Source organism: Synechococcus sp. 60AY4M2 (genome assembly GCF_002760375.1).
GTDB lineage: Bacteria > Cyanobacteriota > Cyanobacteriia > Thermostichales > Thermostichaceae > Thermostichus.
In genome coordinates this window covers 3,128,333-3,142,301 of record NZ_AUMZ01000001.1, presented here as the reverse complement: position 1 = coordinate 3,142,301, position 13,969 = coordinate 3,128,333, and the positions used below count along the sequence as shown (strand labels likewise).

The window sequence follows — 13,969 nt, the reverse complement described above, 5'->3', positions numbered from 1 at the left end:
GGACTCCGTCCGAGTAGCGCGGTCGCGTCAGCGTCGCGTAGTGACAACGGAAACGGACAGAATGCTATCGCTTCACCGCTGAGCAGTAATGCTCAGCAGTGTTCAGCGTAAATGTATCAGCACAGCTATGAAGCCTATCTCCCTTATCTGGAGTTTCTTCTGGATCAGAAGCTGGACTGGAAAAGCCGCAGTGGCCGCCTGAACTAGCCTATGCCAAGCCAGAGGGTTCCTGCCCCAGCCGCAAGGGGGGATATAGGGGGGCTAGCTGGCTTGCTCTTTGTTCGCGTCTTCCCGCTCCTGAAGAGCTGGCAGAGTTTTCTCAGTGGCTTGGGCGGCTCATCCCAATTGAAAACTTGACTGCCCGATCTGTTGAGGCCAGAATCCGGGACCCAACCCCTAGAAAGAACCCCACTGGCAGGGCAAGCCCAGCCCAACAGCGATACTCTAGGCGATACTCTAGAAGGTGTTCTTGAGTAAGTCCGTGCAAACAATGGCTCAGCCTGCCCTGCGCATCCTGCTCGTGCGCCACGGTGAGAGCACCTTCAACGTCGAAAATCGCATCCAAGGCCGCTCCGATCTCTCTCGCCTCACCCCCGGTGGAGAAGCGCAGGCACAGCGGGTAGCTGAGGTTCTGGCCGGGATCCCCTTGGATTATGCCTACTGCAGCCCTCTCTCCCGTGCCCTCGACACCGCCCGTATCATTCTCAAGGAGCGAGCGGGGATCCCTTTGTTTATCAGCGAGTACCTGCGGGAGATCGACCTGACAGCTTGGGAGGGCTTGACCTTTGCCGAGGTGAAGGAGAAATACCCAGAAGATTACCACCTATGGCGGCACCGTCCCGACGAGCTGGAGCTGGAGGGGCGCTTTCCGGTGCGGGATCTCTGGCAGCAGGCGCAGGAGTTTTGGCAACTGCTGGCCGAGCAAGTGAAGTCAGTGCCCCCCGCCTCCTCTGATCGGAGAACCGATCCAAGGCATCCCCTCACCGTTCTCGTTGTCGGACACAGCGGCATTAACCGCGCCCTGGTCAGCACCGCCATTGGCTTGGGGCCGGTTCACTACCACCGTCTTGGGCAAGATAACTGCGCCATCAGCGTTCTCAACTTTCCCCAGGGCCTGGGGGCGCTGCCGCAACTGGAATCTTTGAATATCACTGCCCATCTGGGCCAGCCTCTGCCCAAACGCAAGCAGGGGATGCGTATCCTGCTGGTGCGGCACGGCGAGACGCAATGGAACCGGGAGCAGCGCTTTCAGGGGCAGCGCGATATTCCTCTCAACGCCACTGGCGAGGAGCAGGCAGCTAGGGTGGCGGAGTTTCTGGCCGACCAGCCGCTGAACCTGGCTTTTTCCAGCCCGCTGAAGCGCCCCTGGGCTACGGCGGACGCCATCTGCAGCAACCACCCCAACCTGATCCTACGCCCGATGCCGGAGCTGCAGGAGATCTGCCACGGCGACTGGGAGGGCAAGCTCCAGAGCGAGGTGGAAGCCGAATACCCCGGCGAGCTGGAGCGCTGGCAGCGGGATCCGGCCGCGGTGCAAATGCCCAACGGGGAAAATCTGTACCAAGTGTGGGATCGCACGCGCTCGGCCTGGGAAGAGATTTTGGCCATCACCGCCGCCCAATTTCCCGAAGGCACGGCCGTGGTGGTGGCCCACGACGCCATCAACAAGGCGATCATCTGCCAGTTGTTCGGCCTTTCCCCCCACGCCTTTTGGATCTTCAAGCAGGGCAATGGCGGCATTACCGTTATCGACTACCCGGAAGGAAAGGACGGCACCCCTGTTCTCAAGGTGTTGAACCTCACCACTCACCTGTCCGGCCAGATTTTCGACTGCACCACAGCGGGTGCGCTTTAGGGAGGTGGAAGATGGGATCCACCCTCCCTGCCGACCTGAGCCTGCTCAATCTCTGCCTCCGTGGGGTGCGCCTGTTGGATCCCTGGCAACAGCGGGATGAGGTGACCGACGTGTGGCTGCAGCAGGGCCGCCTCCGGGCCACCGAGCCGGCGGGGATCCCTGCCGACATCCCCCGCCTGGAGGCTGCTGGCTGGGTGCTGGGGCCGGGCTTGATCGATCTGTACGCCCACAGTGGCGAGATCGCTGATCAAGAGCTCTCCCCCTGCCGCGAAACCCTCGCCTCTCTGGGGGCAGCAGCTCTGGCAGGGGGGTTTACCCAAGTGGGTCTTCTCCCTGCCCCCCTGCCCGGAACGGCAACTTTCCCGGTGCTGGACGAGCCGGAGCAGGTGGGCCGCTACCGCCGCCGAGCGGGGGATTCCCGCTGGCTGCCCTGGGCTGCTTTGAGCTTGCGTGACCGGGAAGAAGCTCCCAGCCTCTGGGGAGAGCTGGCCCGCGCCGGCGCCATTGGCTTTGTGGCCCGGACTGAAGGATCAGAGCCGCTGCGGTCGTTGGCCCTACTGCGGCGGGCGCTGGAGTATTTGCGGCCTTGGAATAAGCCGCTGCTGGTGTGGGCCTGGGATCCCAGCCTGGCTGGCTCGGGCAGCCTCTACGAGGGGGTGTGGGCGCTGCGCTTGGGGCTGAAGGGGATCCCAACCAGTGCCGAAACCGCGGCCTTGGCCCGTCTCCTGGAAGTAGTGCGCAGCGTTCCTTCGCCGGCGCCGGTGCATGTGATGCGCCTCAGCCAAGCCCGCAGCCTGGAGCTTGTCCAGCAGGCCCAAGCAGAGGGGCTGCCGGTTAGCGCCAGCACCACCTGGATGCACCTGCTCTTGGCGGAGGAAGCCGTCTTGGAGCACGGCTACGATCCCCACCTGCGCCTCTTGCCTCCTCTCCCCCGCAGCAGCGACCGCGAGGCCCTCATCGCCGGCATCCGCAGCGGCAGCCTGGGTATTGCCACCGACCACGCCCCCTACACCTACGAGGAGAAAACCCTGCCCTTTGCCGAAGCCCCTCCTGGGGCCATAGGCCTGGAGCTGGCGCTGCCCCTGCTGTGGCAGAACCTGGTAGAGACGGGATCCCTGACGGCGCTCCAGCTCTGGTCGGCCCTCAGCCTCTACCCGGCCCGCTGCCTGGGGTTGGAGCCGCCCAGCCTAGCTCCCGGAAGTGACTGGGTGCTGTTCGATCCGGGCCATACCTGGACGGTCTCGGCAGCCACCCTTTGCTCGCGATCCCTGGCCACTCCCTGGCTGGGCAGGACCCTGCGCGGCAAGGTGTTGCACACCCATGTTGAAGAAGGAAGCCAGCCCTGAACCTGAGACCGGCAAAACCCCTTCTCTGTGCCAAGAGGCGCAGGGCCTTGAATTATCCTGGGAGCTAGGCTCAAGGGGGTAGGGGCCCATGAAGCTAGGGAAGCGGCTGGGGACGCTGCCGAGCTTCCGGCAGTTGCAAGGGATCCGCTGGGCATGGGGAGAGTGGAGTCGCCAAGGGGAGCTGGCCTGGCGTACACTACGGCTGGCCTGGGAAAACGCGATGCGCTACCGGCTGTTTGGCCTAGCCTCCGAGATGGCCTACAGCTCGATTTTGGCCCTATTTCCCTTTATCCTCACCCTCTTGACCGGGATTGGGCTGTTTGTCGGCTCCTCTGAGCAAGCTTTTCAGCGCCTGATGGAGCAATTGGGGCAGATTGCCCCCCAAGAAGCCCTGGTGCTTCTGGAACGGTATGCGCGAGAGCTCCGCTTTGGGGAAAACCGAGGCTTGCTCTCCTTCAGCTTCTTAGGAACCCTGTGGGCTGCCTCTGGGGCCTTGGGAGCAGTGATGACGGCTTTGGATCTCAGCCACGAGATCCCCCAGGAGATGCGCCGCCCCTTTTGGAGACGCAAGCTGATCTCGATGGTTTGGATGCTAGCTACCCTGGGGTTAACCGGTTTGGCCAGCTTGATCTTCTTGTTCAGTGCCAGCTTTTTCCGCTTCTTGTCCGCCCAAGCGAAATCCCTAGCGGAGGGGGTTGCCGGGCCGGATCAGTTGGATCCCTGGCGGGAGCTGGCGCTGAAGTTGTGGGAAGCGCTCACCTGGCCTATCTCGTTGGGGATGATCGTCGTCTCCTGTTGGGTGCTGTACCGATTCGGCCCCAGCTTGCGCCGGCCCCAAATGCCGATTTGGCCAGGAGCGATTGTGGCCAGCCTGCTTTGGGTTGGGGTGTCGTGGGGGCTGCGGGTTTATGTGGAGCACTTCGGCCAGCTCAACCAAGTCTACGGAGCCGTGGGGGCAGTTATTGTCTTATTGCTGTGGGTTTGGCTCACTTCCTTGGCGCTGCTGTTTGGGGATCAGATTAACATTGCCCTCTACCAGGCCCGACAATGGATTCGGGACTGCTCCCCCACCCCTCATGCAAACGCAGATCCTCCCCCCCACCCCTGAGCACATTGCCTTGGCGGCTGAAGCGCTGCGGCGGGGCCAGTTGGTGGCCATACCTACAGAGACGGTGTACGGCCTGGCGGGCCACGGCCTCAACGAACAGGCGGTGGCAGAGATCTTTGCCGCCAAGGAGCGCCCCCGTTTCAATCCCCTGATCCTGCATCTGCCGGCTGGGCTGGATCTAGAGACACTGCAGGGCTGGCTGGTGGATCTGGAGGCTTTTACTCCCGCCGCTCGCGCTCGCCTGGGATCCCTTGTCGACACCTTTTGGCCGGGGCCGCTGACGCTGGTGCTGCCCAAGGGATCCCGGGTGCCGGATCTCGTCACCAGTGGCTTGCCCACGGTGGCGCTGCGGATGCCCGCCCACCCCGTGGCCCAGGCTTTGCTGCGGGCAGTTCAGGTGCCTTTGGCTGCCCCCAGCGCCAACCGCTTTGGCCGCCTCAGCCCTACCTCGGCCCAGGCCGTCTATGCCGAGTTGGCGGGGCGGATCCCTTACATTTTGGACGGGGGAGAGTGCAGCGTGGGCCTGGAATCGACAGTGCTCAAGCTCAGCCCCGACGGCACGCCCACCCTGTTGCGCCCTGGCGGGATCCCGCGGGAAGTTTTGGAATCCCACCTCAATTTGCCCCTAAGCTCTCCCCCTGCCCCAGACGGCAAGGAGAGTCCAGAGGCTCCCGGCCAACTGAGCAGCCACTACGCTCCCGGTAAGCCCATCTGGCTTTTGCCCACTGCCTTTGCCCAGCTTCAGCCTGAGGATTGGCAACAGTTGCGGCGCTTGGCCACTGGCCACTCGCACCTAGGCATTCTCAGTTTCGCCGCCAAACCAGAAGCGCTGGCAGAAAGCCTCTCCCGCCACTATCCTGAGGTCACCTTTACCCTAGAATGTCTGGGCCCGGATCCCAACTCGGCGGCCCACGCCTTCTTTGCCAGCCTGCGCCGCCTGGATGAGGGAGCGGCCACCTTGCTGTTGGCTGAACCGCCACCAGTTGTCACTGGCCTAGGTTATGCGATCATGGATCGGCTACGACGGGCCAGCCGCTCATGGAAGTCTCCCCTCTCGTCGCCATCCTAATGGGCAGCGATTCCGATCTGCCCACCCTGGCACCCGCTGCCCAGGTGTGTGAGGAGTTTGGGATCCCCTACCAACTGCAGATCCTCAGCGCCCACCGCACCCCGGAGGCGATGGTGGACTTTGCCCGCCGCGCCCATATCCAAGGGATCCGCGTCATTATCGCCGGCGCCGGCGGGGCGGCCCATCTGCCGGGGATGGTAGCCTCCCTTACCCCTCTGCCGGTCATCGGGGTGCCGGTGTTCAGCCAATCTCTGCAGGGGCTGGACTCCCTATATTCGATCGTGCAAATGCCCAAGGGGATCCCGGTGGCTACTGTAGCCATCGGCAATGGCTACAACGCTGGACTCTTGGCCGTGCAGATCTTGGCCAGCGGCGATCCCGCCCTGCAACAACGGGTGCTGGCCTACCGGGAAAGCCTCAAGCAAGCGGTGCAAGAGAAAAACGCCCAGTTGCAAACTCAGGGGTGGAAAGCCTATCTCAGCTCCGCCGGCAGAGCATAATTATTGAGTGAGAGAGCGTTGGCCTGTCTTGACAGGGATCAGATGGGACGAAGTTGGGGGAGTTGCCAGCGGTGAAGGATGGATCGGGTCGCCCCTCTTCCGGACAGGGATCCTGGCGGGAATATCTGCAGCGAGTTCAGAAAGGGGCAGTGGAGAGGGGATCCCAGGTGGCCCTGTGGCTACTCTCGGGGCCGCAATGGCGGGTTTTGGCCCTGTCGGGCTTGGCCTTGGCGGGGCTGGCTTTTTGGCACTGGCGGCTAGCTCTTTCTCTAGCTGTGGGCAGTGGGGCAATGCTGGGGCTGTATGCTGCGCGCAGCCCTGAGTTCAGCCGCCGCTGGCAGGAGTTGCAAGCCTGGTTTCGCCAAGCCGATCGCTCCCTGCTGCTTGCTGTTGTCGGGGGGGCAGGCGCCGCTCTGGGCACCTACATCGTGGTTTCCATCTGGGCAGAATCCAGCCAGCGCTGGCTGGCCACGGGCGCCATTTTGCAGGGGCTAGCCACCTTTGCCTTGTTGGCGCTGCTGTTTTGGGAGTGGCTTAGCCGCCGCCAAGAGCGGCAGCGTTCCCAACTGGAGCGAGATCTCAGCGACATCGCTTCCCCCGACTCCTACCGACGGCTGCTGGGCGTGCGTCGGCTGCAGAGCTTGATGCCATACCTGGATGCCGAGCAGACGCGGCTAGCGGTGGACTACCTCCGCCTCGCCCTTGACCAAGAAACCGTGGCTGTCGTCCGGGAAGCCCTGCTGGAAGCTCTGCAGGGGTGGGGGATCCTGCGTCGCCTCAACGATTTGGCCGACCTCAAACGCCCCGAAAGCAGCGGGGATCCCTCTTCAGGTCGGAACCACAGCGTCTAGATGGCTGCCTCAACATCTCCGCTGGGGCAGCGAGTCTTCAAAGAGCGTCATTACAATGAGGATAAAGTGGAAGGGTCCTCTTTAGCAGATTGCGGTTCCTCCATGACCACTACCATTGAAGTGCCCAAGCGAGGCTTGCCTGTCACCATCATCACTGGCTTTCTGGGGAGCGGGAAAACCACTCTGCTCAACCACATCCTCCGCAACCAGAAAGGGATGCGCACAGCGGTGCTGGTCAACGAATTTGGGGAGATTGGCATCGACGGCGAGCTGATTGTCTCCAGCGAAGAAGACCTCGTAGAGCTCAACAACGGCTGCATCTGCTGCACCATCCGCGACGACATTGTCGAGAGTGTGCTGCGCCTGATGGAGCGCTCCGACAAAATCGACTACCTGGTGGTGGAGACCACAGGACTGGCGGATCCCTTGCCGGTTGCCCTCACCTTTTTGGGGCCAGAACTGCGGGATCTGACACGGCTGGATTCGATCATCACCCTGGTGGATGCCAGCAACTTCGCTCCTGATCTGTTCAACAGTGACGTGGCCTACAGCCAAATTGCCTATGGGGATGTCATTCTCCTCAACAAAACCGACCTGGTTGAGCCGGCGGAGATCGAGCGCCTGGAAAAACGCATTCGCGAGATCAAGGAAGATGCCCGCATTTTGCGCACGGTCAACAGCGCAGTGCCCCTAGAGCTGATCCTGGATACAGACCTGTTTCAGTCCAGCTCTCTGCCCCAGGAGGAGGCTCCCGACGCTGAGCATGACCATGAGCATGACCATGAGCATGACCACGAACACGGCCATGATCACGGCCACTCGCACCGCAGCCACATCGAGGTCGATGGTTTTAACTCCCTGGCCTTTGAGAGCGATCGCCCCTTCTCTCTAGACGCTTTCCAGAACTTTCTCAACGAGTTGCCCGATGCAGTCTTTCGGGCCAAAGGGATCCTGTGGTTTGAGGAAAGCCCAGAGCGACATATCTTCCACCTCAGCGGTCGGCGCTACACCCTCAGCAGCGACGCCTGGCCTCGCCAGCCCAAAAACCAGTTGGTGCTCATCGGCCAGCACCTCGATACGGCCAAGCTGCGGCAAAAGTTGGAAGCCTGTCTTGTCCCGGCGCCCGTCCAGGGCTAAGAACTGGGTGGCGGCTTAGAATCGTCGGGCCCTGTTCCGGCAGCCTCGCGAGGGGAGCCTTGAGAGAGGGCATCCCAGCTATGTCCGACATCTTTGTGATGATCCGCAACCAGGCCAACAACGCCCTCACTTCCATCGACGGGATCCCTTTTGTCGCCTTTCTGGAGCGGGAGGGGCAACTGATTGCCGAAGAAACCATCGAGTTAATCTACGCCGACGCCGGCTTTGATGACCTGCCGATTGGAGAATACACTGTGGGGGTACGGCATGAACGGGTGGAACCGCAAAAAGCCACCTGCCCGGTTGCGATTAGGGGTGCCAACGAAGTTGTTTTGGTAACATTTGTTTACCTCGAGCCGGAGCGGGTTCTGCTGAACGCTCAGATTGCTGTGGAAAAAAGGTTGTAACCATGACCGTCAAAGTGATCCCATCGCACTCCATCAAAGCTTTTCGCTATCGAGTGTTTTGTCTGGGACAAGATCTCTGGAATGCCCGGGATCCGATTAGCCGTGCCAACCTAGCCCTACAACTGGCCGACGCGGCCACAACCCTGGCCCGTATGGAAGTGCAAGCCGCTCAGCCTTTCAGCTCAAGCCCTTCCTATTCCCTGCCGGAAGCAGGCCATAGGTAATCGCTCCAGTCCGGCCTTGAGGCCAGAGGCAAGGGATCCCGCCCGACCAGCATCACTCCCACTCGATGGTGCCGGGGGGCTTGGAGGTGATGTCGTAGACTACGCGGTTGACGCCCGGCACCTCGTTGACGATGCGGTTGGAGATGGTGGCCAAGAGGTCGTAGGGCACCCTAGCCCAGTCCGCCGTCATGCCGTCTTCGCTGGTGACCAGTCGCACCACCACCGGGCAGGCATAGGTGCGCTTATCCCCCATCACCCCCACCGAGCGCACTTCCGGCAGCAACACGGCAAAGGCTTGCCACAGCTTGGGATAGTAGCCGGAGCGGTTGATCTCCTGGCGGACAATCATGTCGGCCTCGCGCAGGATCTCCAGCCGCTCTTTGGTGACCTCGCCCACAATGCGGATGGCCAGGCCCGGCCCCGGGAAAGGATGGCGGCCAACAATTTCTTCCGGCAAGCCCAACGAACGGGCCAGTTGCCGTACCTCATCTTTGAAGAGCTTGCGCAGAGGTTCTACCAGCTTAAAGCGCAGATTCTCCGGCAAGCCGCCGACGTTGTGGTGGCTTTTGATCTTGACGGCAATGCGCTCTCCGGTAACCGGATCCACATTGGTGTTGGCCGACTCGATCACATCGGGGTAAAGGGTGCCCTGGGCCAGGTACTCGAAGGGGCCCAGCCGCTGCGACTCCTCCTCAAACACGCGAATAAACTCTGCCCCGATGCGTTTGCGCTTCTCCTCGGGATCGGTGACCCCCTGCAACTGGCGGAGAAAGCGCTCTTGTCCGTCCACGTAGTGGACAGGGATGTGAAATTGCTCTTGGAAAAGGCGCAGCAGCCGCTGCGGCTCATCTTTGCGCATGAACCCCTGGTCGATGAACACGCAGGTGAGCTGATCCCCAATGGCCTTGTGTAGCAGAAAAGCCAAAGTAGAGCTGTCCACCCCCCCCGAAAGGGCCAACAGCACCCTCTTGTCGCCCACGCGGGCACGGACTTCCCGAATGGCCTCCTCCAGAAAAGCTTCCGTTGTCCAGGTGGGCTCGCAGCCGCAGATGTGATAGACAAAATTGCGAATGAGAAAGGCACCGGCCTCCGAGTGGGCCACCTCTGGGTGAAATTGCACCCCGTAGAGACGGCGCGCCGGATCGGCAATGGCGGCAAAGGGGGTGTTGTCAGTGTAAGCCAGCGAATGAAAGCCCGGGGGCAACTCGGTCACCGAGTCTCCGTGGCTCATCCACATGATGCTGCTTTCTGGCAGGTTGGTGAGCAGATCGGTGGGATCCAAAATGTGCAGGGCGGCACGGCCGTATTCCCCCTTCTGGGCCGGCTCCACCTTGCCCCCCAACTGCTGCACCATAAGCTGCATACCGTAGCACACGCCCAGGATGGGGATCCCCAAGTTCCAGATCTCCAGGTCACAAGCGGGAGCGCCCGGCTCATAGACCGAGTTGGGGCCGCCGGAGAGGATGATGCCCTGGGGCCGCAGTTGCCGCAGTTGCTCGGCAGTGGTGCGGTAGGAAAGGATTTCCGAATAGACGTGGGTTTCGCGAATACGCCGGGCAATGAGCTCAGAGTACTGGGATCCAAAATCGAGAATAACAATCATCTGGCGCTGCACCTTGAGGGAGGAAGGAAAAAGGCCGGGAGGGAGGGGAGAGGTAGAAGAGTTCACAAAACCTCGCAAGTGCAGAATGAGAAAGCCGGGCCTAGCGACTAACTCGGCTGTGGATAAGAAACATTAAGGGCTCTTCCATCGTAACAGGGATGGAGGCGCTTGCTTGCAGTTGCCTGTCCTGGAGAGTCCCTATCGGGTGGGAAGAGAGTTTTCGCTAAAAAACCGCTCACTGGCTAGGCAATGATTCCCAGCAACCATCGCAACGGGGAACCCAGATGACCAGGTAAAGGCAAGACTTATGATCGAAAAAAGAAGCCATCCAGACCGGTGGAGATACTGGCAAAGATCCGCAGTGCCATCGTTTTATGTCCGTTGTTGCTGAGTCCTTTCAAACGTATCTTCGTCGTCGCCGTCGTCTGCTGGCTCGCCGTCTCAAGCGGCAGCAAGGGTGGGGTGTGGTTTTGGCTTTGTTGGCCTTGTACTTGGTCAGTTGGGATGCGCTGAGCGAGGGTGGGTCGTTGCTGCACTTGGGGAGAGGGCAACCCCTATGGCTGGTGGTGATCCCGCTGTTGGGGGGAGGACTCTACAGCTTGGGCGCTGGGATGGTCTGGATGCTGCGCCAGCGCTGCTCTGCCCAGCTTTTGGCCGAGATGATCAGCTTGCCCCACTTGGCTTTGGCCGCCCTGCTCTGGCTGGGTCTGGCCATCTGGGGAGAGCAGCTTTCGCCTTTCCTGTTACCACAAAAAAACCAGTTATTGGCGGGCCTGGTGATGAGTTGGCTGTTGGCTCAGGGGTGGAGTTTTCTTCGCTCCCACTGGATCGTGGAGGTGGGGCAGCTGTGGAGGGATTATCTGCAGGAGCTGCGAGCCTCGGTGTTACAGCCCTGCTACCGGCGCCTGGAAAGCTGCCGCCATTCGCTGCGCCTCTATCAGGCCATTTGGCAAGACCTACAACTGGAAGAGCTGGAAGCCCAGCACCTGATCCAGGTGCTCTCTGAATCGCTGTTGCCGCTGACCTTGCCGCTCAAGGTCTATGCCCAGCGGGTTCACCACTACTGCCAACAGTTGGCAGCCCTGCTGGCGCAGATGCAAGAGCAGGTGGAGCGACTGGAGCAGGTGCTTCTGGATGTGGAGCTGGAGTTGGCCTCCCGTCAATCCTTCCAGGCCCAGCCACAGCCGATTAACCTGCTGGTGGAAGAGGGGATCCACTGTCAGGAGCTGGATTTGCAGGAGTTGGTTTGCCTGAACCAGGAGCTGCTGGGGGCCGATCGCTCTTTGCAGGGCTTGGCCGAAGAGCTCAAGGGCTGGGCCGACAAAGCCATCCCCGCCGGCTTAAAACTGGGATTGCCATGGCTGCGATCCCTGGGATGAAGAAGGCTGACCCGCCTGCTTCTGAGCCCCCAGAACTGGAGGCCCTGTGGTCAAGCTGGCTGGTGGATCTGGGCTGGCAGCCTTCTGAGCCGCAGCAGCAGCAACTGCAACAGCTCTATTCCCTGGTGATGGCCGGAAACCGCACCCAAAACCTCACCCGCATCACCGATCCCATCGATTTTTGGGAGAAACACCTGTGGGACTCGCTGCGGGGCCTGCGCCTGCTGGGATCCTGGGATGAAATCCAAGCTCAGCCCTGGCGCGGGATCGACATCGGCACCGGGGCAGGGTTTCCAGGGATCCCGGCCCAGATCGCCCTGCCCCAGGCCCACTTCACCCTCCTAGACAGCAGCCAACGCAAGATCGCCTTTGTGCAAGAAGTTTTGCAGCAGCTTTCCCTCGCCCAGGCGCGGGCGGTGGCCCAACGGGCAGAGATCTGGGGGCAAGACCCGCAGGAACGCGGCAGCTACGATCTGGCCTTGGCCAGAGCCGTGGCAGCGGCGGAGATCTGCGCCGAGTATTGCCTGCCCCTGCTCAAGGTGGGGGGACGCGCCATTCTCTACCGCGGCCATTGGACCGAGGCAGAAGCCCAAACCCTGAAGCGGGCCCTTTCTCTTTTGGGGGGGAAGCTGATCCATGTCGAAGCCTTCACTACCCCCCACAGCCACGGGATGCGGCATTGCCTGCTGTTGGAGAAAGTCGCCCCTACACCAGCTTGCTATCCCCGTCCTCCCGGCATTCCCAAACGCCAACCCCTGGGACAGGACAAGCGCCGCTAAAAGTTGGGATCCTTAATTTCCTAGTTCAAAAAAGCTTCTGCACATTCCTGGAGAAAGATCTTGGACAGGTAGTTTGCAAATGCCGTCGGGGAGACTAAGATGTGGATGGCATCAGGTTCGGATTGAGCCAATGGTCTAACCAGGTGAGCTTCCGAACTGAGCGCTAAAGGTTAAGGTTCGGAGTTCGCTACGTTATGACCATTTTTGTGGGCAATCTGTCCTTCAAGGCCAGTGAAGAAGACCTACGGCTTGTGTTTTCCGAGTACGGCACCGTCAAGCAAATCAAGCTGCCGGTGGATCGGGAGACGGGCCGCAAGCGCGGCTTTGCTTTTGTGGAACTGGAAAACGAGGCCGACGAGCAAAAAGCCATCGATGAGTTGGATGGCGCCACCTGGATGGGCCGGGATCTGAGGGTTAACAAGGCCATGCCGCGTCAGGCCGGCGCAGGCGGCGGCAGGCGGGATAGCCGTTCTTCCCGCTTCTAATCCGATAGGCTCTGGGCCGGGGATCCCTCTCCCCGGCCTTTAGCTTTGGCCGAAGATGACTTTGGCCAGAAAGGCCAAGCCAAACCAGGTGGAGGCCACCAGGACAATAGCCGGGCCAGAAGCGACGTTGAGGTAGTAGCTGGCGTACATCCCCAGCAAGCTAGCGCTGACGCCAAACAGGGATCCCAGCAGCATCACCTGCTGCAGGCGAGGCACCAACAGGTAGGCTGTTGCTGCCGGCGTGATGAGCATGGCCAGCACCAGCAGCACCCCCACCGCCTTCATGCTGGCCACCAAAGTTAGGGAGGTGAGCGCCATCAGCCCCCAGCCCAGTCCCTCGGTGGGCAGGCCGGCTGCCTTGGCTCCCAGGGGATCGAAACTGTAAAAAGTCAGCTCTTTAAAAAAGAGGGCCACCAATCCCAGCACCAGAGCGGTGATGCCCACCACCGTCAACACGTCGGCAGCACTTACCCCCAGCAGGTTGCCGAAGAGGAAGTGGTTGAGATCGATGCGGGCCCGCCGTTGGATCAGGGTGATCAACAGGATCCCCAAAGCAAAGAAAGCAGAAAAGACGATCCCCATGGCCGCATCGGGCTTGAGGGGAGTGGCGGAGCGGATCCACTGGATGAGCAGAGCGCTCAGCAACCCCGCCACGAAGGCGCCGACAAAAAGGTTTAGGCCCAGCATGTAGGCAATGGCCAGGCCCGGCAGCAGCGAATGGCTGAGGGCATCTCCCAGCAGGGCCAAGCTTTGCACCAGCAGATAGCTGCCCACCACGGCGCAGAGCATGCCGATGGCCACGGCCACCAACAGGGCCCGCTGCATGAAGGCAAAGCGCAAGGGATCCGCCAGGGTGTGCCAGAGCCCTTCCATACCACCTGATACATTTACGCTGAACACTGCTGAGCATTACTGCTCAGCGGTGAAGCGATAGCATTCTGTCCGTTTCCGTTGTCGCTACGCGACGCTGACGCGACCGCGCTACTCGGACGGAGTCCAAACAGAAAGGCGGTATCCCGCAAAGCCCTGAGCATAACACCCAGAGCGCCTTGCCAATCTCGTGGTAGCCTATGGTTGCACTTTGGGCATCTAAACACCTTTGCGCCACCCAACTTGGTGTGGATGTGCCCGCACTTGGTACAGGTTTTGCTGGTGTACGCTTCCGATACTTCCACGACAACCACGTTTTTCTTCTTGGCTTGAAACTTCAGGAACTGCTTGAACCG

Annotated in this window: 15 protein-coding genes; 12 read left to right on the top strand and 3 right to left on the bottom strand. The window is 61.1% G+C overall.

What is annotated here, in order from left to right; all coding sequences use genetic code 11:
• Positions 1-490: 490 nt before the first annotated feature.
• The 9 genes from SYN60AY4M2_RS13745 to SYN60AY4M2_RS13705 all read left to right on the top strand — a co-directional run bounded on the left by SYN60AY4M2_RS13745 (position 491) and on the right by SYN60AY4M2_RS13705 (position 8,497).
• Complete coding sequence (locus tag SYN60AY4M2_RS13745; RefSeq protein WP_011430495.1) at positions 491-1,855, top strand: histidine phosphatase family protein; 1,365 nt, start codon at positions 491-493, stop codon at positions 1,853-1,855.
• An 11-nt stretch (positions 1,856-1,866) separates the two neighbouring features.
• A complete protein-coding gene (locus SYN60AY4M2_RS13740) occupies positions 1,867-3,201 on the top strand; it encodes a dihydroorotase (protein ID WP_099813168.1) in 1,335 nt (444 codons plus the stop codon).
• 88 nt (positions 3,202-3,289) lie between these two features.
• Positions 3,290-4,309, top strand: coding sequence for a YihY/virulence factor BrkB family protein (locus SYN60AY4M2_RS13735; RefSeq protein ID WP_168176860.1), 1,020 nt, complete (start codon positions 3,290-3,292; stop codon positions 4,307-4,309).
• Positions 4,278-5,378 carry an L-threonylcarbamoyladenylate synthase gene (locus tag SYN60AY4M2_RS13730; RefSeq protein WP_099813167.1) on the top strand — a complete coding sequence of 367 codons (1,101 nt, stop codon included), beginning with the start codon at positions 4,278-4,280 and terminating at the stop codon, positions 5,376-5,378. The genes SYN60AY4M2_RS13735 and SYN60AY4M2_RS13730 overlap by 32 nt, the downstream gene beginning before the upstream one ends.
• Positions 5,348-5,878 (top strand): 5-(carboxyamino)imidazole ribonucleotide mutase, encoded by a 531-nt coding sequence (gene purE, locus SYN60AY4M2_RS13725; RefSeq protein WP_011430499.1) that lies wholly within the window; start codon positions 5,348-5,350, stop codon positions 5,876-5,878. The genes SYN60AY4M2_RS13730 and purE overlap by 31 nt, the downstream gene beginning before the upstream one ends.
• Positions 5,879-5,949: 71 nt before the next feature.
• The gene (locus SYN60AY4M2_RS13720) at positions 5,950-6,729 is read left to right on the top strand and encodes a hypothetical protein (RefSeq protein WP_071813555.1); all 780 of its coding nucleotides are present in this window, start codon (positions 5,950-5,952) and stop codon (positions 6,727-6,729) included.
• A 102-nt stretch (positions 6,730-6,831) separates the two neighbouring features.
• Entirely contained in the window at positions 6,832-7,866 is a 1,035-nt protein-coding gene (locus SYN60AY4M2_RS13715; RefSeq protein ID WP_099813166.1) for a GTP-binding protein, read from the top strand.
• A gap of 80 nt (positions 7,867-7,946) precedes the next feature.
• Entirely contained in the window at positions 7,947-8,273 is a 327-nt protein-coding gene (locus SYN60AY4M2_RS13710) for a hypothetical protein (protein ID WP_228375221.1), read from the top strand.
• Between the two features lie 2 nt (positions 8,274-8,275).
• Positions 8,276-8,497: a hypothetical protein gene (locus SYN60AY4M2_RS13705; RefSeq protein ID WP_011430503.1), complete on the top strand. Its 222-nt coding sequence runs from the start codon at positions 8,276-8,278 to the stop codon at positions 8,495-8,497.
• A 52-nt stretch (positions 8,498-8,549) separates the two neighbouring features.
• Here SYN60AY4M2_RS13705 and guaA read toward each other — a convergent pair whose 3' ends face one another.
• Positions 8,550-10,100, bottom strand: a complete 1,551-nt coding sequence (gene guaA / locus SYN60AY4M2_RS13700; protein WP_099813400.1) for a glutamine-hydrolyzing GMP synthase — start codon at positions 10,098-10,100, stop codon at positions 8,550-8,552.
• Between the two features lie 374 nt (positions 10,101-10,474).
• On the opposite strand from guaA, the gene SYN60AY4M2_RS13695 reads away from it, so the two are divergent.
• The 3 genes from SYN60AY4M2_RS13695 (at position 10,475) to SYN60AY4M2_RS13685 (ending at position 12,743) form a co-directional block, all read left to right on the top strand.
• Positions 10,475-11,479, top strand: a complete 1,005-nt coding sequence (locus SYN60AY4M2_RS13695) for a hypothetical protein (RefSeq protein WP_099813165.1) — start codon at positions 10,475-10,477, stop codon at positions 11,477-11,479.
• Entirely contained in the window at positions 11,476-12,258 is a 783-nt protein-coding gene (gene rsmG / locus SYN60AY4M2_RS13690; protein WP_011430507.1) for a 16S rRNA (guanine(527)-N(7))-methyltransferase RsmG, read from the top strand. The genes SYN60AY4M2_RS13695 and rsmG overlap by 4 nt, the downstream gene beginning before the upstream one ends.
• Positions 12,259-12,452: 194 nt before the next feature.
• Complete coding sequence (locus SYN60AY4M2_RS13685; protein WP_011430509.1) at positions 12,453-12,743, top strand: RNA-binding protein; 291 nt, start codon at positions 12,453-12,455, stop codon at positions 12,741-12,743.
• A 39-nt stretch (positions 12,744-12,782) separates the two neighbouring features.
• On the opposite strand, the gene SYN60AY4M2_RS13680 is transcribed toward SYN60AY4M2_RS13685, so the two are convergent.
• Both SYN60AY4M2_RS13680 and SYN60AY4M2_RS13675 read right to left on the bottom strand, forming a co-directional pair.
• On the bottom strand, positions 12,783-13,616 hold the full coding sequence (locus SYN60AY4M2_RS13680) for a metal ABC transporter permease (protein ID WP_011430510.1): 834 nt from the start codon (positions 13,614-13,616) through the stop codon (positions 12,783-12,785).
• A 14-nt stretch (positions 13,617-13,630) separates the two neighbouring features.
• On the bottom strand, positions 13,631-13,969 hold a 339-nt coding region (locus SYN60AY4M2_RS13675), incomplete at its 5' end, for a zinc ribbon domain-containing protein (RefSeq protein WP_143597333.1).